Origin of the sequence: Bacillus cihuensis, from assembly GCF_000504145.1 — a bacterium.
Classification (GTDB): Bacteria; Bacillota; Bacilli; order Bacillales; family DSM-1321; genus Peribacillus; species Peribacillus huizhouensis.
On the sequence record NZ_KI632498.1, the window covers coordinates 2,152 to 22,319 of the forward strand.

Here is a 20,168-nt window from a genome sequence, read left to right on the forward strand (position 1 = left end):
AAGGCAACGGATTTTGATTCCGTCATGCGAAGGTTCGAATCCTTCTAGCCCAGCCATTTAATATATGCGGGTGTAGTTTAGTGGTAAAACCTCAGCCTTCCAAGCTGATGATGAGAGTTCGATTCTCTTCACCCGCTCCAAAAGAATGGGCCTATAGCTCAGCTGGTTAGAGCGCACGCCTGATAAGCGTGAGGTCGATGGTTCGAGTCCATTTAGGCCCATCATAATTTTATATTTTTTGTTCCGCAGTAGCTCAGTGGTAGAGCATTCGGCTGTTAACCGAACGGTCGTAGGTTCGAATCCTACCTGCGGAGCCATTTTTTTTGAGAATACATTTAAGAGGTTGTAGCTTTAAATTTCTCCCTTGCTATCACCGATAGAGTGATACGTACTCTCTAAACGTTTAAAGCTAATCAAACTAGGGTTAGTTTTTTTTTGTTTTATCAGAAGCTATAATGTACATCTAAATTTTCACAGAACTTCGTAAGGGCCAACTATGGCAGAGGCTTTACATAGTTGCATCAGATATGATCTCTCAAATCCCCACACAATTAATTTTTTCATCACTTAATAATTATACCCATAGAGATTACAGAAGTACTTTCTTTAAAACCATAGCTAGAATAGTTGAATCCTTATCTATTAAAGCAGTGCTATTCATAACGAAAGGGTCAGACCTCACTTCTACTATATAGATAAGCATACAAAGAGACCATTTGGCGGGTGGTATACCAAGTGGTCTCTTTGTGCTTCTTTCTTTAACCTAGGCGCTGGACAAACCAGAAGAGGCCTATGGCCATGATAAGGGTGGAGCTGGTTGTGACGAAAGCGGGAAAACGTTTGTACTTTCTGGCCATGGCAAGCAATGGAAAGACGAGTGCGATGATGGCGATCTGGCCGATTTCGACACCAAGGTTGAAAAATAGCAGCGATGACGCGACGGTGCTGCTAGAGAGCTCCATTTCCTGCAAGATTCCGGCAAATCCGAAGCCGTGGATGAGGCCGAACAGGAGGGTGATGATCCAGCGCTTTTTCATTTTCCACTTAAACAGGTTTTCAATGGCGACAAAAACGATGCTGAGGGCAATCGCTGCCTCTACCAATTGGCTAGGAAGTGAAACGATGCCGAGTGTTGCAAGGCCAAGTGTGATGCTATGACCAAGTGTAAAAGCGGTGACAACCTCAACGACCCGGCCGAGTGAAATGGCAGCTGGGAGGATCAGGCACAACACGAATAAAATATGGTCATAGCCTGTAATGATATGCTCAATTCCAAGGATGACAAAGTTCGAAGCCTGACGAAGCCAGTTCCGATCGCCGATGACTAATTCGCGTTCGGCAATTGTAAACGTGAATTCTTGGGTTCCTTTTTCGCCTTCGATGATGGCAAAGTTAATGTGTGAACGGTTGATATCTTCGACAAATAAATCATATGCGATGCGGGTTGATTCACCACTGCATGGGTACTCCATTAGGAAGTGTGCGAGGGGATAGTTGTCACTCGTCATGCTGACGTTTGTCCCGGTCACTCGCGGTTCGCAAATAAGTTCGTCACGGTAAACATTCATGCCTGCAGTTATGTAATTCGTAAGGGTTTCTTCATTTTTAGATAGCACTTCTTCCATTTTCTGTATTGAATCTGCGTATTCAAAGGCAGTCGTAAACCCGAATGCCTCAGCTAGCTCGGAAAAATCAAGAGCAAGGTCTATTTCAATTCCATCGGATCCGTCCTGAACGTCCATATAGCCGTAGCTGTTGGCGTGGGCACTTACCTTATTTGAAAGGAAGCTTGTTAGTAAGAGTACAAATAAGAGGATGAAAGAATTCAGGATAAGTAGTCGTTTCATATAAGGTGGGGCTCCTTCCTTTTTTTGAAAAAATGTTCCTTTGGAAAACAGGGGAATGGAGATGGTACCGTGGTGATCCATCTCCATCTCCATCCTTGTTTTCTATTACTTTGCTGTTTTAATCTCTTTGATCTGCTTCTTACCGCTTGGTGTTTTATTGATGTCGAAAGCGTCATACAATTCGCCAGTGGCAGTACGGGCTTCATAGGAGAGTTTGTTCCCGTCAACCGTAACCAACTGATAATGCTGTGTATCTTTGCTTGCTTTTTTCACTTCGGCACCATTATCATCCCAGTTTTTCGTTGTAGTGTCGTACATCTTTGGACCGGAAACAGAGACAACGAAGACGGTGTCGGCTTTTTCGCTCATTGCATTTGTTCCATTAGAAACATTAGTGACCATGCCGCGGGCGTAGCTGTGGTCATGTCCTTGAAGAACGAGATCCACACTGTGCTTTTCGATGACAGGAAGCAGCTTGTCACGAACTTCTCCGTTATCACGACCAGGAGAAGTTGAGAAAATTGGATGGTGGAATGTCAAAACGGTCCACTTGTTCGGATTATTGGTCAGAACTTCTTCTAACCATGCGACTTGCTTGTCGAGGGCTACGCCGCGAAGGTTCGTATCAAGGGTAACGATACGCATGCCTTGATAATCGGTATAGTAGACATTTTCCTTATATTCGGCAGGTCCGTTTTCAGGAAAAGCAAATTGTGGCTTCCAGTATGGGGAAAGTCCATTTGGGGAGCCTTTAACGATTTTTCCATATTCGTGGTTTCCTGGTGCAGCAATGCTAGGAACCATGCCATTGATCCAGCCGCCAGCTTCGAACCATTCACCCCATTGCTCGTCGGCATCCCCGTGGTTGATCAAGTCACCAGCGTGGATGATGAAGTCAGCATCAGGCATGTCGGAATAGGCATTACGGATAACACGGGACCAATGTTCTTTAATGTCGTTTTGCGCGTCTCCAACGTAAAGGAAGGAGAAGGGCTCAGCCTTGTTGGAAGCTGTTTCGAATTCAAACCACTCGCTCCAGTTGACCCCATCTCCGACACGGTACAAGTACTTTGTTTCAGGATTGAGGTCTTCAAAGTTAACGGTGTGGTATTTTGAAGTGTATTCCTGATTTCCTTTTACTTCACTTGAGCTTTCGGCAATAATGGTGACCGCTTGCTGCTTGAAGGATGGGCCATCCCCAGCAACAGCAATCTGGGCTTGCGGTGTGACAACGCTAGTATCGGTGCGCCAGGTAACAGCTTGAGTAGTGGCAGTGTCACCTTTCCAGTTCAGGATTACACGGTCTGGAACAGGGGTAGGCTTGTACGTCTCCGAAGCCGGGTACTTTGTTGCAGCCAGGTCGGCAAGTACAACATTCATCGTCGGAACTGCGCCAACCAGCAAGGCTGATAGTAAAATTGTTCTGCTTTTTGTGGTGCTGAACATCTTCTTAAAATTCATTCAATCCATCTCCCTTTGTACGAATATGTATTATGATTCAACCATAGGATAGAGTTATTTAGCGGATGTATGAATAGAGTAAAGAAAAGGTAAATCAGGACAAAATGGGAAAATAGTCTAAAAATGGGCGAGGTAGGGAGGGGAGTGACACTTCCTCTTATTATTTAAGAGTGTAGATTTTCACTATCGAGGATGAAATACTAGGCAATAGTACCCAAGTCGAGATTTGTGACCGTTTAATTTTTAAAATATTCGTAATTTTGTTGTTAAATTTGTAAATATGAAAAGCCAAATCTAAGGGGTTGTGTGAGTGAAATGCAAACATTTTGCTAACATAGAGGATTTTTAATAGAGGCTTCTCATAGTTGAGTAAACTTTTGAGGAGCCTCTTTTTCATTATCTCGTATCTCTTTACCGGTAAACAAAAATAATATATATTGAATGTGTTAAAGTCCTTGAAATACCGCACATTTCGCATACGTCATTAAAGAAATTACACACTCTCACCTTACGGGCGGCATGATGTAATTCACTGAATTATAACAGTGGTCGACAGAATAAACTTGAATTTATTGAAATTTACTATCGAGTGCGATTGTTTAATAAAACAATCGTTCTTTTCGTTGTGATAAATGGATTATTAGTAAACGTGAAAGTAGACTTTGAATATGTTTAAGAGAAGAAACAACGAAGTTTTCGAGCCTGGTATTTGGCGTAAATCCTTTCCTTGGATTCTGAGCATTATTAGTATAGCTCTTCTTGGAATGTGGATATGTACTCTTCTTAATAGTTATGAGGCAGAACCGACGAGTTCAGGATGCGAAGAGGAAGGAAAGGAAACCCCAATTCCTACGCAACATAGGATTATGATTGTTCGAACTTTGACAACAAGGAAGATGCCCAGCTGTTTTATGAAGCCAACGGGGGCCAGATAAAGGTCCTTATGATTTAGACCGGGATAGGGACGGTGGGGCATGTGAGTGGAATTGAAGAAATATGCCCTTTGAAGGGGCAGCTTCATAATTAGTTTTCGGCAGATTTTCGGCAAAACAGCTGTATCATATAAAATGTGTTGAACTGTACTATAAAATAAAACAGCCAAAACCTTATAATATCAAGGTTTTGGCTGTTTCTACTTAGCGTCCCAGATAGGAGTCGAACCTACGACCTACAGCTTAGGAGGCTGTCGCTCTATCCTGCTGAGCTACTGGGACATATGAAAAGAGTGTGACTGATATATTATAGTTGTTATAAGAAAAATTTTCAAGATTTATGCGCTAAAGAAAATTAGGCCCACTTTAAAATAAATAGGGGGATCTAATGAAAAAAAGTATTTTTTTAATAGTTGTTCTTGTGTTTAGGGGCGCTCTCTCATTATATATCCTGGATAAAGCCAAAACAAAGAAACTTCATAAACCTACAGAGTTACTAGCAACAGTGGATGGAGATAGGATTGCTTATCAGGTTCGCAGTTTTAAAATGGATGGGACCGTAATTGTGAAAAGCCAGAAAGAAGATCCTATTACGAAGGTTAACCCACGAACAAAACTTACAGTTGAATTTGTTGAAGAGCCGGAAGGTTTCTGCATTTCAGAGATTGCAATTTTGGAGATGGAGAGGATTTTATAAGAACGGAGGGGTGGAATACAGTCAGTTTCAGAGAGTATACCTTGGAAAATGGGGTTGGTTATAAATCTTATCTTATCCATGCAAAGTGGCTGGCTGGGAAAGAGACGACATATTCCATTAAACTGGACATTAAACAGCTCGTTTCTGATCAGGTATTATTGCCGAGAGAACATGAAAATAGCGCAATAACTATCCTTGGAAAATCAGATGTCAGTCCTATTAATTTTGCTGAACATAAGTATGATTTGAGCCCAATTCGCACGATAGTGACTGATAGAATTATCGTCTGAATATCCTGAATTGAAAATAGAGAGCATCCCCATCTATATTATTTTTGACTATACACAAGAAGTGTTGCGAACCAATAATGACGAAGAGCTAATAAAGTACTTAGAATCAGAGCAAAGAAAAAAGTAAAGAGTTGTTGTGACAGGGGATAAAAAAGATTGTCTGTTGACTCATTATGTAATAATTTTCTGACTAATTATCGCGTTCAATTGTGTATAATAGATGGATAGAAACAAAATACAAAAACGAAATAGGTGTCTTTTTCTAAGACTTAAAAGGGCAGTTGGTGAAAATCCAACGCGGTCCCGCCACTGTAAATGCGAGCGAGCAGTAGATAGCCACTGTATGAAAATATGGGAAGGTGCTGTAAGTGTAGACCATAAGCCAGGAAACCTGCCTGTATTTGTGCACCAAATTTACCTACGTGGATAGGAAGGTGTGTGGCAGACGTACGGGAATATCTGTTCATACTATAGACGATTGACTCATAAGGGTCAGCCTTCCTGAAAAAATAGTGGAGGCTGACCTTTTAATTATTCCCTGTAAAAACGTATGATAGGGGACTAGTAGAATTTGCGAAATTCATTAAAGCAAAAAAATTTACAAAATGGTAAACAATTAGCTTATATACTTGCATTTGCATTTCTTGCTTTTTCAATGATTGTTGGAATTTCAGTAGGTTCGGTATCAGTCCCTGTTTCGGAGCTTTTCCAAATTATTGGCAAGGAAGTGTTCCAATTACCACTTTCAACTGAAGCGAATGTGATGTTCACAAATATTGTAATGAAAATACGTTTGCCGCGTGTTGTGTTGGCCGGTTTAGTAGGCGCATCCCTTGCCATTTCTGGTGCAGCGTTTCAAGGGCTTTTGCGAAATCCGTTAGCCGATCCTTATACACTCGGTGTCTCTTCTGGGGCTTCAGTAGGAGCAGTTGTAACGATTTTCTTTGGGCTTTCTCTACCTGTTATTGGCTTATTTACTTTACCGTTATTAAGTGTCTTGTTTTCATTCTTGACGATTTTCTCTGTGTTGTTGTTTGCACAGAAAATGGATCGCTCGATAAAGGTAGAGACAATTATTTTAACAGGGATTATTTTTAGTTCGTTTTTAGGTGCGTTTATTTCCTTAATGATTGCCTTGACTGGAGAAGAATTACGTCAGATTATTGGCTGGCTATTAGGAAGCGTATCAATGCGAGGATGGAGTTATGTGGGGATTATTCTGCCATTTTTTATCGTTGGAACTGTGATCCTTATGCTGAATGCTCGTGAACTGAATGCTTTATCCTTTGGAGAAGAGCGTGCCCAGCATTTGGGTGTGAACGTGAAACAAAGAAAGCTAATGATTTTGATTGCAGGTTCGCTGTTAACCGGGGCTGCTGTAGCCGTTTCAGGGACAATAGGCTTTGTTGGCTTAGTGATTCCACATTTCACGAGACGACTTGTTAGTCCAGATCATAAGCATTTATTGCCGTTGTCGATGATTATTGGGGCGGGATTCTTAATTTTGGCGGATCTTGTGTCAAGGGTTATTATTTCCCCAGCTGAATTACCAATTGGCGTTATTACCGCATTAATTGGTGCCCCCGTCTTTGCTATAATTTTATTAAAACGGCGCAGGATAGAAGAACGAAGGTGATAAATATGCTAACTGTTACTGAATTGATAGGTGGGTATACCAAGAATATGCCTGTTTTGAAAAATCTTTCATTCGAGGTTGCTCGAGGAGAATTGTTTGGAATTCTCGGACCGAATGGCAGTGGAAAAACTACGCTGCTTCAAATGATGAGTGGCATTTTACCTTATCATAGTGGTGAGATCTTGCTTAAAGGAAAACGGCTGCAGGAGTACCGTACGAAGGAACTGGCTAGAGTAAGTGCTGTCTTGCCACAGCACTCTACACAGGCTTTTTCCTATACGGTAAAAGAAACAGTCTCGCTTGGCAGATATGCGCATCAAAAGGGTTTACTACAGAGTTGGTCAAAGGAAGATGAAGAAGTGGTCCAAAGAGTTATGAAACAGACGGGTACTACTCCGTTTCAACATCTACCATTTGACCAGCTTTCTGGTGGTGAGAGACAGCGTGTCTTGCTTGCACAGTCATTGGCACAAGAACCGGAAATTCTCTTCTTGGATGAGCCGACAAATCATTTGGATCTTTCCTATCAGAAAGAGTTACTCGACTTGATGAAAAGTTGGACAAAGGAAAGAGATCTGACTGTTGTTTCTATTTTTCATGATTTAAATCTTGCTAGTCTTTACTGTGATAGACTGCTACTTTTGGATAAAGGACAAATTCAAATCAATGATAAACCGAATGAAGTGTTAAAACGAGAACGCGTTCAAGCAGTATACCAAACAGACATTGAAAATTACCCACATCCCAATGTTCCTAAATCACAATTATTCATTGTTCCAGCTCATCTTGCAAAAGAGCAAGAAACTTTAGTAATTAACGAGCAATATATAGAAAAGAAAGATGATTGGCTTGCATTGAAATCACCGATCCCGCTTAAGACGATATCATTAGGAATGACAGAGATTGGGAATGGCTGGTACCAAACATTTGTGAATTGTCATAACAAGCGTACCTTTGATTGCTCAGATCCTCAAAAGGAAATGATTGAGTACTTGTCAGCTCATGGATTTAATCGAAGTGAGACGATAGGGATGATAACAAATGTTGATCTGAAAACAGTAGCGGTCAGATTCTATCAAGGAGATAATATTTCAATTTTTATCGTGGTAACGGCTGGAAAAAGGAATATCCATAATCCACATCATGTCGTTCAGTCTGAAAAAGTGATAGGATCAAACATCCATACATGGGTATTTGTAAATGGGTGTTTAACGGAAGAAGCATTTATTCAATGCCTTGTAACTGCAACGGAAGCAAAGGTGAAGGCGTTATACGGGTATGGAGAAGAAACAATGACGGAGGACAGCATCTTAATTGCTGCTTCGCAACGGGGTACAGACATTCGGCATGGTGAATCTATGGAATCATTACGTAAGCTAGTTAGCTCTGGTGTGTATGAATGCATACTGCTTGCCATACAAAACGAATAGGGCGTAAAAACGCCATGATTTACCATGAAGGATATATGATTAAGCACGCTACACTCGCCTAATCACAATGGTGGCGGTGCGGAGCTGGAATATTGGATGCCTTCTCAATAAAATCAGTATACCTGATAAATAGATTGGCTATTTTAGTAAATTGCGAAGCACCGTCCCCATGTCTTTCATACAAAATAATGAATGGAAGGATGAATAAAATGGAGAAAGCGCCCGTCTATTTTATTACTGGGGGCGTGCGTAGTGGGAAGAGCACGTTTGCAGAGGAGATTGCCCATGAGCTGACGCGAACCCATAGTGGAACCTTATTGTATTATTTGGCTTGTGGCAGAGCACAAGATGAAGAAATGCAGAAACGGATTGGGTTGCATCAGCAATCTCGTCAAAACAGTGTCAATCCATGGGCTTTAGGTGAGTTCCCTAGAAATATTGATCATTCCATCCCCTTTTACAGTAAACAGACAATTGTCTTACTAGATTGTTTAACTACTTGGCTTGATAATGAGTTGTTTTCAATCAATTCGGGCCTAAGTAAAGAACATCTCCAAAATGTAATGAGAAATATGTTGGAAAGTATCGAAACAATACGCAAGCATTGCTTTAGCTTAATTGTGGTAAGTAATGAAGTATTGCACGAGCCTTTAACAAGCAATGAAATCGTGCAGGCTTATCAAAAAACAATCGGCAAGCTACATCAGGAACTTATTGCTCGTTCAAATCAGGCCTATTTGGTAGAGGCAGGTATTCCAATCTTGATGAAAGGAAACAGGTAAAGAATGAGTGTACTAATTGGTTATTTGATTAATCTTCAGTTCTTCACGGCAATTCCGATAAAAAAGCCGCTTCCCATGGATGAACCATTCATTCATCGAGCTGTTCAAACTTTTCCGCTTGCAGGGCTATCGCTCGGTTTGCTAACCAGCGGCAGTCTCTTTGCGCTCATGGAGTGGACGCCTTTCTCTTTGCTAGCCATTAGTTTTTTCGTTTGGCTTTTGACGATTATTCTAACTGGAGGTCTTCATCTTGATGGGTGGATAGATGCAAGTGATGCACTTTTCTCCTATCAGGACAAGGAAAAGCGGCTTGAAATTATGAGCGACCCACGAACGGGAGCATTTGGCGTTTTATCCGTGATTATCTTATTAAGCGCGAGGTTTCTATTTATTTATGAAATCATTTCAAGAATGAATCTTGCTTCTTTTTTCTTAATTGCTTTAATTCCTGCTATAAGTAAAATGGTGATGGGGATGTTGCTCTATACAATGCCGCTCGCTAAACAAGAAGGGCTGGCAGCCTTTTTTCAAAGAGCAGCGAAAAAAAGCAGTATACATATATATGGGTTATATCTAATTGTCCTATTAATGATGGCATTTTACATAAGCATATCTTTACTTTATATGAGTTTAATCATGATAGCGGTAGCATGTATTCTCTTTTTATTGATCCGCAGAAAAACATTAATCTGGTTTGGCGGAATTACTGGTGATGTTCTGGGGGCATCCGTAGAAGGAGTGGAACTGTTTTTATGGCTAACGGTGTGGGGATTACCTTACTTCGCCATGGCATGACAGAGGCGAATATGAAGAAACAATATGTAGGATGGACAGATTCGCCGCTGACAGCAGAAGGGTTGCTGGAACTTGAGCGGTTACAATCAAGCTATCCAAATTATGAGGATTTGTACTGCAGTGATTTAAATCGTTGCATTCAAACTGCAAACATCTTATTTCCAAAGTGTGAACCTATATTAAAAGAGCAATTTCGTGAAATGAATTTTGGTGAGTGGGAAGGAAGAACCTATGAGCAGTTATTAAGCTTCCCTCATTATATGCGCTGGCTTGAGCACCCATTTGAAATCGGATTACCACAAGGGGAGTGCTACCAAGATTTCAATAAAAGAGTACTTAAAGCTTGGGGCGAGATGGTAGAGGAAATGGAGATTAAGGGAACTAGAAATATTGCGGTTGTTACACATGGTGGGGTTATTCGTAATATGCTCGTCTATTATGCTCCTGAGCAAAAGTTATTTTGGGAATGGAGTATTCCATATGGCTGTGGATATGAGCTTTACTGGAAAAGCTACGAGCAATTGAGGAGGGGTGAGAGATGCACTTCATTACGGGCGGTGCCTATAATGGGAAAAGAAAATGGGTAAGGGCGTTATATGAGCCAAAACAATGGATTTCGGCTTATCATAATCATCCACTCCCGGTTCGGTCAAATGATTTTTCAGAAAAAAAGATTGTATTAGAAGGAATTGAGATGTGGATCAAGAATGATGTAGAGAGTCGTGATGGTTCAAACATTCGCGCTAATTGGAAGACGTACATCCAAAGCTGGCGCGAATGGGAGCGGGAGGAAGAAGATCGATTAATCATAATGATTGGAACAGATATTTCCAAGGGAATTGTCCCGATGAACAAACTAGACCGAACTTGGCGGGATGTTACAGGTTGGGTATATCAAGACTTGACAGTCCTATCAAATCGCGTCGATATCATTTGGTATGGCTTAAATCAACAATTAAAATAGGGGGGATGAAAGCATGAATATTTACACACGTACAGGAGATAAAGGGAAAACAAGCGTAATTGGCGGCCGAGTGGATAAGGATGACATTCGAGTTGAAGCGTATGGAACGGTTGATGAGGTGAACAGCTACGTTGGGCTAGCTATGGCGGAATTAGATCCTACAAAATTCGCGGATGTTTTAGCAGATCTGGAGAAGATCCAGCATGAATTATTTGATTGTGGCGGTGATTTAGCAACGATTTCCGATAAAGCACCGGAAAAGCTAACTGCAGAAGCTATTACGTATTTAGAACAGCGTATTGATGAATATATTTCGGAAGCACCGCCACTTGAGAAATTTATTTTACCAGGGGGAACGAAGCCAGCAGCAACCATTCATATTGCTCGAACGGTTGTGCGTCGGGCTGAACGACTGACTGTAACGCTTATGAAATCAGGGGCCGCGGTCTCTCCTCTGTCTCTGCAATATTTAAATAGATTATCTGACTACTTCTTTGCGCTTGCGCGAGTGATTAATGTACGCCAAGGGGTGAAAGATATAGAATATGTCAGAAGTGCGAAAGTGTTCCACAACACCAAGAAAAAGGAGCAAACGGATTGAAATGAATGTTAAACAAATGAGCGCCCTTGCCATCTTTATTGCTTTATCGGCAGCAGGTGCTTTTATAAAAATACCAGGTATTATTGGCAGTGTGGCACTGGACAGTTTTCCTTCGTTACTAGCGGCATGTTTACTCGGCCCAGTTGCGGGGGCTGTTGTCGGCGGACTCGGGCATCTCATTTCAGCTATTATAGGTGGAATGTTGCTCGGACCCCTTCATTTCATCATAATGCTAGAAATGGCCTTGCTTGCGTGGACATTCGGGATTTTGTATCGAGGGGGTAATAAGCTCGGGGCATCTCTGTTATTTTTTGTTGGAAATGCATTTATTTCTCCAATCCCCTTCATAATTATTATCAGCTGGTCATTTTTTGTGGCATTAATTCCATCGCTAACCATTGCAACAGCGATTAATTTAGGGATTGCCCTAATTTTACTGCCGCGATTGACACCTATTTTGCAAAAAATGATGAGCGAAGGTACAAAGAAATGAGAGATGTATTAAAATTGCCGATCTCTCATTCTGAAACTTTAATTATTTCATGTGATAATAGCGGCGGCATTGGCATAAAGGAAAAGGATGTTGTAAAAGTTCCTTATGAAGTGACAGCATATTACTCCTTTCGGGTAGCGGTAATGGAATGCATGGCAGCAGGTGCCATTCCGATTGCGGTAACTGTTCAGAATTTTTGCGGTGAAGCAGCATGGGATGATATCTGCACAGGAGTGTTGGCGGGACAAAAAGAGCTAGGTTTGGATTTGCCGATTACTGGAAGTACAGAAAGCAATCTACCATTATTACAATCTGCTCTTGGAATGATCGTGATCGGTAAATGGAATGGCTCAGTCGAGATCAATCGGATGAGGAAAGTGGCTATTATCGGACATCCTCTTGTTGGCAATGAGGTCATCGAGAAGGAGGACCGTATTGCACCACTTTCTTTGTTTAAAGCAGTTTGTGAATACGAAGATGTAGTCGTGCTCCCAGTCGGATCAAAGGGTATTGCATATGAATGGCGAAAGTTGAGTGATACGGATATCCCAGATGCACTAAGAAATCAAGTCAACGTTGATGCATCTGCAGGACCTTCAACTTGCTTCCTTATTTCCTACCCCGATCATCTTGAAGAAGAATTAAGAAAATTAGCAGGATATTATTTTGTAGGTTAAATATGAAAGGATGGCAATTATGCGTGTGAGTAAAACAAATGCCATGAGAATCCTTGATGGTAAAAAAGTAGAGTACGAAATTCTTACATATGACAATGAAGATGGAAAAATCCATGGCACAGCGGTAGCTGATAAAATTGGCAAACAAGCTGATGCTGTTTTTAAGACGCTTGTTTCGCAAAGTGGACCGAATCTATTTGTTTTTGTCATTCCAGTCGGTGGCGAACTTGATTTGAAAAAAGCAGCTAAGGCGGCAGGAGCGAAGAAAATGGAAATGCTTCCTGTGAAAGAGTTACAAAAATGGACAGGATACATCCGCGGCGGCTGTTCACCAGTCGGAATGAAGAAGTTGTACCCGACTTTTATTGATAAAAGCGCGCTAGCTTTAGCTACAATGATCGTTAGTGCTGGAAAGATTGGCACGCAAATAGAAGTGGAACCAAACAAGCTTGCTGAAACAGTTGAAGCAAAGTTTGTCGAGTTAATTAAATAAAGAGGATATCCTATAAAAGGGTCTAACCGCAAGATCTATACTAATGCAATCTAGCATTGTATAAAAGATTGTGAGGTTCGATCCTTTTTTCGCATTAATTTGTAGTAAAATCCCGGACTAACAATCAATGGGTGGTTTAAGACAACTTGACTGATTGAAGTTTCACTTTATATGGATAGGCGCTCTCATAATAGGCGTTCACCCAATCTACATCTCTTGCATATGCTAGCGTTGAAAGCAAAGATATCTCTCAAGTATCAGGGCATAAAGGAGAGTGTTGAATAGGTGACTGGAAAAACCAAACATTATTTTGCAGGTGGAAACACAGCAAAAGGATTTCACAGTTTATATGAATCTAATTTGCAGGAGTTAGAAAGATTATATATTTTAAAAGGTGGCCCAGGGACTGGAAAATCTACATTGATGAAGAAAGTAGGGAAGGAATGGGTGGAGAAGGGGTTCGATATCCAGCTCATGCATTGCTCATCAGATTCAGATTCAATTGATGGAGTGATCATAACCGATTTAAAGGTTGGAATTGTGGATGGTACGGCACCACATGTAATAGAGCCAAAAGCACCAGGTGCAATAGAAGAATATATCAATCTTGGGACCGCTTGGGATTCGCAAACTCTTAGTCAAAATAAGCAAGAAATTATGAAGTTAACAAGTGAAATCAACGGTGCTTTTGAAGATGCTTATTCTTTATTTGCTTCCGCTTTAGCAGTCCATGATGAGTGGGAAGAAATCTACATCGCCAATCTAGATTTTCAGAAGGTGAATAAGCTGACTGAGAAATTGAAGGATACCTTTTTTGGAGAAATTTTTATTAATAAAAAGTCAGAAATCAGGCACCGGTTTTTAGGGGCAGCTACTCCAATAGGAGCGGTCGATTATGTGCCGAATTTAACAGAAGATATAGCCAAGCGCTATTTTCTAAAAGGGCGGCCAGGATCAGGGAAATCAACGATGCTCAAGAAATTGGCGCTTGAAGCAGAGCAGCGTGGTTTTGACGTTGAAATCTATCATTGTGGTTTTGATCCGAACAGTCTTGATATGGTCATTGTACGTGAAATAGGAGTGGCTATTTTCGACAGTACCGCGCCTCATGAATATTTTCCAAGTCGCCAAGGTGATGAAATTGTGGACATTTATCAAGAAGCGATTTTACCTGGGACTGATGAAATATATAGCGATCAAATCCAAGATATTTCAACAAGATACCGTACGAAAATGAAGGAAGCGACAAAAGCTTTAGCAAGAGCAAAATCCTTACATGATAAACTGGAAGAAATCTATATCCGTAACATGGATTTTTCGGAAATAGATCGAATTCACAACAGTATTTGCGAAAAGGTCAATCAGATTGCTCAACCGCTTATATAATAGGAGAAGAGGATGACTTAAAGGTGCTTTTGGCCTTATGAGTCATCCTTGTGTGCTTTTGTCCTGTTCTTTGCTAAAATGGAAGCAGTCAGGAGTGAGAACAAAATGGAACGTATTAGGCTACAGAGCGATTTATCCTTTTCGAGAATTATTCATGGTCATTGGCGGTTAGCCGATTGGAACTATTCTGTAAAGAAAAGAATAGAGTTAATCGAACAATGCTTAGAGCTTGGGATTACAACGATTGATACAGCCAACATTTACGGGAAGTATACTTGTGAAGCTCTTTTTGGGGAAGCATTAGCTTTAAAGCCTGAACTTCGTGATAAACTGGAAATCGTTACGAAATGTGGAATTAAGCTAGCAAATGAACATAATGGCGTTCATTTGAATCATTATGATAGTAGTAAAGAACATATTATTGAATCAGTAGAGCAGTCTCTTACATATCTTCAAACGGATTATATAGATGTCTTGTTGCTGCATCGCCCGGATGTTTTGCTGAATCCCGAAGAGGTAGCGGAAGCATTCATGAGATTAAAGCAGGCAGGAAAGGTGAAGCATTTTGGTGTATCGAACTATTTGCCATCACAAGTGGAAATGCTAAACGCATATTTAGATGTACCGCTTGTGACCAATCAGATCGAACTATCGGCCCTGTATCGTGATCATTTTGAAAACGGGGTTCTAGATCAATGTATCAAGGAGAACATGCCTCCGATGGCTTGGTCACCACTTGCAAGGGGGAAGTTGTTCACAGGTGAAGACAATCAGGCTATTAGAGTCCGCCAAGCCCTTGAACAAGCTGCGGCTGATATGAATGCACAAAGCATTGATGAAGTTGCGTATGCCTGGCTCATGCATCACCCTGCAAAAATTATGCCGATTGTCGGTTCAGGAAAAATGGAAAGAATCAAAGCGGCAGTTCATGCTTTATCGTTGAATATTAGCAGAGAGCAATGGTATGAAATTTGGGTAGCATCGCGTGGCAAAAATGTCGATTAACAAAAATTAAGGCAGTAATATAAAGATATGAAAAATGAATGGTATGAGGTGAATAAAGTGATTAAAACGATAGCTACAGATATGGACGGAACATTATTGAATAAAGTTCAAAAAGTGAGCAAAGAAAATAAGGATGCGATTGAAGCGGCTCAAAGACAAGGCATTGAAGTGATTGTAGCTACTGGAAGATCCTATGAAGAAGCCCGTATTGCATTGGATGAAGCGAAGCTCGACTTACCCATTATAGCTGCGAATGGGGCAGCTGTTTACACACAAGATGGGCAAATTGTTGCGTCCAATCCGATGAGCTCCGAAGTGGGACTTGAGATGGTTGAGTTGCTTGAAAAGGAAAATCTTTATTTTGAAGTGTACACAAGCAATGGTGTATATTCGAAAAACTATGAGGCCTCTGTTGCAGTTTTAGTTGATATTATCTTAACTGCAAATCCGGATCTCGATCCTTTGAAAGTCACAGCACGCGCCCATGAGCGATTAAAGATGGGCCTTGTAAACACAATTACCGATTATCGTGAATTATTTACAATGCCGAGCGTTGTGATTCATAAAATGCTTGTTTTTTCTAATGATCTTACTGCTTTAGGTCAAGTAGCTGGTAAAATTAAGCGAATTAAAGGCCTTGCCGTTTCATCATCAGGACGTGAAAACTTGGAAATTTCAAGTGAAGCAGCACAAAAAGGAAATGCTTTGATGAATTACTTAGCGAATAAGGGAGAATCCATGAAGGATGCGATGGCTATTGGTGATAATTATAATGATGTGTCCATGTTTGAAAGAGTTGGCCGCTCAGTAGCTATGGGAAATGCACCGCTAGAGATTCAGAGGTTATGTCATTTCGTCACAGCGAAAAATGATGAACATGGTGTTGCCAAAGCGATTCATGAAGTGTTAAAGGAAGTACAAGCAGTTAATGAAGCTTAAAATGAAATGAAAAAAATGCCTTAATATAGGTGTTTTTTTTATTGGCTATGATAAAGCTCATTGTTGATTTTTGGCGCTATGTTGTTTGGAGCGGAAGGCGTGAGACTCCTTGGGGGAAAAGCGAGTCAAAGGCAGACGCCACAGGCGCACAGCGCTGAGGAGGCTCCCGGACCGCCCACGGAAAATGAACGCATTTCGTTTCAATCAACAGGCAAGTTTAACAAAGCCTTTTTATTAATAGCACTGGATAGTGTTTCAAGAAACTGGACATTTTGATAAAATAGATATATAGTTACCTAGGTAATCTATTTCAGGAGGAAATAAAATTGACCCCAAATCATCAATTCTTTCACCAATATCTACAGATCTCTAGGTTGTTCACGAAGAAATTAAATGAGCAACTTCTTCAATACGGTCTTTTTCATTCACAATGGAGCATTGTTTATTTTTTAAAAACCAAAGGTCCAACAACCCTTGTTGAAATCGGTGAATACTTAAATGTTGAAAAACCTACGATTACGCGGACGGTCCAACGTTTAAGTGAAGGAGGCTTTATTGAACAAGTCCCAGGGAAGGATCGCCGTGAAAAACGAATTCAGCTAACAGAAGCAGGAGAAGAAGTGTATATAGCGTGTAGAGAAGCAACGAATGAATTTGAATGTAAAATCATGGATGGTATTTCGGAGCAAGAAAAGGAAGCGGTATATCAGACACTTACGAAGCTATGTGTCAACTTAGAGAAATAGGTGGTAAAAAATGAATAAACCAAAATTATGGACGAAAGATTTCTTAATCATTTCTTCAACGAATTTTTTTATTTTCATGACCTTTTATTTATTAATGGTCACATTATCGGTTTATACGATTGATAAATTCGGAGCAACGACAAGTCAATCAGGACTTGCATCTAGTATTTTCGTTATTGGAGCACTGGCTGTTCGGCCGTTTGCCGGAAAATACATTGAACGGATTGGGAAAAAGAATATGTTGTATGGATCGTTAGTACTTTTTCTTATTACAACATTGGTCTATTTCAAAGCGGATAGCTTGGCGTTTTTATTAATAAATCGCTTGTTGCATGGGATTGCGTTTGGATTTGCGTCAACAGCGACAGGTACGATTGCAGCCGATGTTATTCCAAATGAACGTAGAGGGGAAGGTACCGGTTACTTTGCGATGAGTATGAATCTGGCAATGGCCGTTGGACCGTTTTTAGGATTGGTTCTCAGTCAACATGGAACGTACAACATGATTTTTGCATCATGTGTTCTATTTGTCGTTATTGCCTTTATACCAACCTTGTTCATAAAAACTAGAAAAGTAGAACTAACAGCAATGGAAAGGGAAACATTGAAAGGAATCAAAGTGGGAGATTTCTTCGAAGCAAAGGCATTACCGATTGCCTTTGTCATGTGTATTGTAGGGTTTTCTTATTCTAGCGTTTTAACTTTCTTGACGGCATATTCAAAGGAAATTGGCTTAGTGAATGTTGCAAGTTTCTTTTTTGTTGTGTTTGCCATTTTTTTATTAGCGTCTCGACCATTTACGGGTCGTTGGTTTGATCTAAAGGGAGAGAACTTCGTCATTTACCCCTCCTTGCTTTTATTTGGTCTAGGGATGCTACTTCTCAGTCAAGCGAGTCATGGACTTATGCTATTGGCCGCAGGTGCGCTAATCGGTATTGGATATGGAACCTTCCAATCAAGCGCTCAAGCTATTGCAATAAAGAATTCGCCACGACATAAGATGGGGCTTGCCACATCTACCTTCTTTGTGTTCGTTGATTTAGGCATAGGTATCGGACCTTTTACCCTCGGCTTCCTAATCCCTGTTATCGGCTATAATGGTCTATACGTGAGTATGGCATTAGTAGGGTTTGCATGTATGTTTGTTTATTATCTTTTACATGGGAAAAAATCAAATGCGAGTAAGCAAGAGGTTCATGCATATAAATAAAATAATAATTTTTTTGAAGAAAGATGAATAAAAAAAGAAATTGGTGAAATAATAGTAGTACGATGATTATTTCAGAGAAATTCCCCCTTTTGAATCGCCCGCCTATTGGCAGGTGATTTTTTTATGGGGGGCTTTTGTTTTGACTTCATTTTTGAATACTATTAAGAAGGTAGGTTTGCTGAAGGGAAATAATGGATAATTATGTGATCTTCTAGAATTACAAGATATCTAACTTCATACCAATTGGGTTTACTCTTTTTTTATTTGATTTGCAGTTACTTAAGATTTTGTCTTTATGTTTGGCTCTTTTCGTAAAGATTGTTGTTTTTAGCAAGAAACCAATTCGAACAGATGTTGATCTTCGTTACAGGTGCGAGACTCCTGCGGGAAAAGCGTGTTGAGGGAGACCCCGCAAGTGCAAAGCACTGAGGAGGCTTCTGAGACCGCCTCTACAACGGAAATCAACCCGGGTTATTAGTGTAAAAATGATTGAAAAGCAACAAAGTATGTGAAAACAGCCTTATGTTTAAATGGGTGAAATATATTCTATTGGTGAACGAAGATCTAATCGACTAATTTAGGTGAAACTCGATTAGTGATTATATGAATCTATCATACCTTAACGTTATATCAATTATTCATTCATTTTCATAAGACTAAATGAAAATAAAAATAACTATACGAAAGTAAAATTGACAAAATGAAAACAATTGATAAAATATAATTAAATCAAAATCAAATAATAAGGAGTGGAATAAATGGATTATCAAAAGTTATTTAGTTTGAAAGACAAAACAGCTCTAGTTACAGGAGGAGCAAGAGGGCTAGGTAAAGCCATGGCAGAAGCACTGGCTCAGGCTGGTGCAAATATTGTCATCGCAGATATGGAATTGGCTTCAGCACAACAAACGGCAAAAGAATTAGCTTCATTTGGCGGGAAAACTTTGGGTCTTCAAGTAGATGTAACAAGTGAAGAGCAGGTTAAAGCCATGGTTGAACAAATTGTAGGTGAATTCAATGAGTTGAATATTCTCATAAATAATGCGGGTATTTGTCAAAAAATCACGGTGGAAGAACAGAGTTTAGAAGATTGGAAGAAAACAATGGATGTTAATGTAAACGGTGTCTTCTTAGTTTCGAAGTATAGCGGTAAACAAATGAAATTACAGGGAGGGGGTTCGATTATTAATATTGCATCAATGTCTAGTTTTATAGCGAATACTGAAGCGCAGTGTGCTTACAATGCATCAAAAGCAGCGGTTGATATGATGACAAAATGTATGGCATCCGAATGGGCAGGAAACAATATTCGTGTCAATGCCATTGCGCCAGGTTATATGAAAACAGAGATGACAAAACCGATCTTTGCACCTGGAGGAGAGCTAGCACATGTACTGGATCTCGTTCCATTGAAAAGGCTGGGGGAACCTCATGAACTTGGCGGTTTGGCTATTTATTTGGCCTCTGACGCCTCGACTTTTGCAACAGGCTCGACATTTATAGTGGATGGCGGATACACAATCTGGTAAAAAACACTAAAAGCTATCATTCCGTTTAGTGGAGTAAATGGTATTTATGACACCCTTAGAGTGCTAAACGTAAAATTTTTAGCGCTCTCCTTTTTTCCGATATAAAATGATTTATAGTCATTTTTGTATTGTGTTAATCATCTAAGTCTTACTATTTGATAGTGTGGTAGTGGCTGTTGTTGTGTTTGTAATATTAATATCTAAATTTCTTACAAAATTATAGTGACAATGAAAAACAGCATACATTTAATATGC

At 40.2% G+C, this 20,168-nt stretch carries 20 protein-coding genes, 4 tRNA genes and 1 riboswitch; of the genes, 21 read left to right on the plus strand and 3 right to left on the minus strand.

Translation table 11 applies throughout. The features are described from left to right. Positions 1 to 66: 66 nt before the first annotated feature. The 3 genes from V179_RS0121865 (at position 67) to V179_RS0121875 (ending at position 317) form a co-directional block, all read left to right on the plus strand. Positions 67 to 140 (plus strand) — tRNA-Gly (locus tag V179_RS0121865). 7 nt (positions 141 to 147) lie between these two features. Further along, a tRNA-Ile gene (locus tag V179_RS0121870) sits at positions 148 to 221 on the plus strand. 21 nt (positions 222 to 242) lie between these two features. After that, a tRNA-Asn gene (locus tag V179_RS0121875) sits at positions 243 to 317 on the plus strand. Positions 318 to 758: 441 nt separating this feature from the next. Here the strand turns inward: V179_RS0121875 and V179_RS29290 are convergent. The 3 genes from V179_RS29290 to V179_RS0121895 all read right to left on the minus strand — a co-directional run bounded on the left by V179_RS29290 (position 759) and on the right by V179_RS0121895 (position 4,522). After that, positions 759 to 1,928, minus strand: a complete 1,170-nt coding sequence (locus V179_RS29290) for a HupE/UreJ family protein (RefSeq protein ID WP_051405087.1) — start codon at positions 1,926 to 1,928, stop codon at positions 759 to 761. A gap of 24 nt (positions 1,929 to 1,952) precedes the next feature. Further along, positions 1,953 to 3,308: a purple acid phosphatase family protein gene (locus V179_RS28490; protein WP_051405088.1), complete on the minus strand. Its 1,356-nt coding sequence runs from the start codon at positions 3,306 to 3,308 to the stop codon at positions 1,953 to 1,955. A gap of 1,140 nt (positions 3,309 to 4,448) precedes the next feature. Beyond that, positions 4,449 to 4,522 (minus strand) — tRNA-Arg (locus V179_RS0121895). 106 nt (positions 4,523 to 4,628) lie between these two features. Between V179_RS0121895 and V179_RS0121900 the strand changes: the two genes are divergently transcribed. The 18 genes from V179_RS0121900 (at position 4,629) to V179_RS0121990 (ending at position 19,913) form a co-directional block, all read left to right on the plus strand. Beyond that, positions 4,629 to 4,937, plus strand: a complete 309-nt coding sequence (locus V179_RS0121900) for a hypothetical protein (protein ID WP_028393357.1) — start codon at positions 4,629 to 4,631, stop codon at positions 4,935 to 4,937. 41 nt (positions 4,938 to 4,978) lie between these two features. Next, positions 4,979 to 5,227 (plus strand): hypothetical protein, encoded by a 249-nt coding sequence (locus V179_RS0121905; RefSeq protein WP_028393358.1) that lies wholly within the window; start codon positions 4,979 to 4,981, stop codon positions 5,225 to 5,227. 233 nt (positions 5,228 to 5,460) lie between these two features. Beyond that, a riboswitch (cobalamin riboswitch) is annotated at positions 5,461 to 5,640 on the plus strand. 158 nt (positions 5,641 to 5,798) lie between these two features. Further along, entirely contained in the window at positions 5,799 to 6,863 is a 1,065-nt protein-coding gene (locus V179_RS0121910) for a FecCD family ABC transporter permease (protein WP_028393359.1), read from the plus strand. A 5-nt stretch (positions 6,864 to 6,868) separates the two neighbouring features. Then, positions 6,869 to 8,293: an ABC transporter ATP-binding protein gene (locus tag V179_RS0121915; RefSeq protein ID WP_028393360.1), complete on the plus strand. Its 1,425-nt coding sequence runs from the start codon at positions 6,869 to 6,871 to the stop codon at positions 8,291 to 8,293. Positions 8,294 to 8,502: 209 nt separating this feature from the next. Beyond that, positions 8,503 to 9,075 (plus strand): bifunctional adenosylcobinamide kinase/adenosylcobinamide-phosphate guanylyltransferase, encoded by a 573-nt coding sequence (locus V179_RS0121920; RefSeq protein ID WP_028393361.1) that lies wholly within the window; start codon positions 8,503 to 8,505, stop codon positions 9,073 to 9,075. A gap of 3 nt (positions 9,076 to 9,078) precedes the next feature. After that, positions 9,079 to 9,870 carry an adenosylcobinamide-GDP ribazoletransferase gene (gene cobS / locus V179_RS0121925; RefSeq protein ID WP_028393362.1) on the plus strand — a complete coding sequence of 264 codons (792 nt, stop codon included), beginning with the start codon at positions 9,079 to 9,081 and terminating at the stop codon, positions 9,868 to 9,870. After that, a complete protein-coding gene (locus V179_RS0121930) occupies positions 9,828 to 10,457 on the plus strand; it encodes a histidine phosphatase family protein (protein WP_028393363.1) in 630 nt (209 codons plus the stop codon). Before cobS ends, V179_RS0121930 begins: the two co-directional genes overlap by 43 nt. Continuing rightward, a complete protein-coding gene (locus tag V179_RS0121935; protein ID WP_028393364.1) occupies positions 10,409 to 10,834 on the plus strand; it encodes a bifunctional adenosylcobinamide kinase/adenosylcobinamide-phosphate guanylyltransferase in 426 nt (141 codons plus the stop codon). Before V179_RS0121930 ends, V179_RS0121935 begins: the two co-directional genes overlap by 49 nt. Before the next feature lie 13 nt (positions 10,835 to 10,847). Continuing rightward, on the plus strand, positions 10,848 to 11,435 hold the full coding sequence (locus V179_RS0121940; RefSeq protein ID WP_028393365.1) for a cob(I)yrinic acid a,c-diamide adenosyltransferase: 588 nt from the start codon (positions 10,848 to 10,850) through the stop codon (positions 11,433 to 11,435). A gap of 1 nt (position 11,436) precedes the next feature. Next, entirely contained in the window at positions 11,437 to 11,928 is a 492-nt protein-coding gene (locus V179_RS0121945) for an ECF transporter S component (RefSeq protein WP_028393366.1), read from the plus strand. Then, the gene (locus tag V179_RS0121950) at positions 11,925 to 12,605 is read left to right on the plus strand and encodes a hypothetical protein (protein WP_028393367.1); all 681 of its coding nucleotides are present in this window, start codon (positions 11,925 to 11,927) and stop codon (positions 12,603 to 12,605) included. The genes V179_RS0121945 and V179_RS0121950 overlap by 4 nt, the downstream gene beginning before the upstream one ends. A gap of 19 nt (positions 12,606 to 12,624) precedes the next feature. Then, positions 12,625 to 13,098, plus strand: coding sequence for a Cys-tRNA(Pro) deacylase (gene ybaK, locus V179_RS0121955; protein WP_028393368.1), 474 nt, complete (start codon positions 12,625 to 12,627; stop codon positions 13,096 to 13,098). Between the two features lie 285 nt (positions 13,099 to 13,383). Further along, on the plus strand, positions 13,384 to 14,484 hold the full coding sequence (locus V179_RS0121960; RefSeq protein ID WP_028393369.1) for a PRK06851 family protein: 1,101 nt from the start codon (positions 13,384 to 13,386) through the stop codon (positions 14,482 to 14,484). Between the two features lie 105 nt (positions 14,485 to 14,589). Continuing rightward, a complete protein-coding gene (locus tag V179_RS0121965; protein ID WP_028393370.1) occupies positions 14,590 to 15,489 on the plus strand; it encodes an aldo/keto reductase in 900 nt (299 codons plus the stop codon). A 57-nt stretch (positions 15,490 to 15,546) separates the two neighbouring features. Next, complete coding sequence (locus V179_RS0121970; RefSeq protein ID WP_028393371.1) at positions 15,547 to 16,428, plus strand: Cof-type HAD-IIB family hydrolase; 882 nt, start codon at positions 15,547 to 15,549, stop codon at positions 16,426 to 16,428. Positions 16,429 to 16,754: 326 nt separating this feature from the next. Beyond that, complete coding sequence (locus V179_RS0121980) at positions 16,755 to 17,174, plus strand: MarR family winged helix-turn-helix transcriptional regulator (protein ID WP_034302303.1); 420 nt, start codon at positions 16,755 to 16,757, stop codon at positions 17,172 to 17,174. A gap of 10 nt (positions 17,175 to 17,184) precedes the next feature. Beyond that, positions 17,185 to 18,384, plus strand: coding sequence for an MFS transporter (locus tag V179_RS0121985; RefSeq protein ID WP_028393373.1), 1,200 nt, complete (start codon positions 17,185 to 17,187; stop codon positions 18,382 to 18,384). A 758-nt stretch (positions 18,385 to 19,142) separates the two neighbouring features. After that, positions 19,143 to 19,913 (plus strand): SDR family NAD(P)-dependent oxidoreductase, encoded by a 771-nt coding sequence (locus tag V179_RS0121990; protein ID WP_028393374.1) that lies wholly within the window; start codon positions 19,143 to 19,145, stop codon positions 19,911 to 19,913. Positions 19,914 to 20,168: the final 255 nt, after the last annotated feature.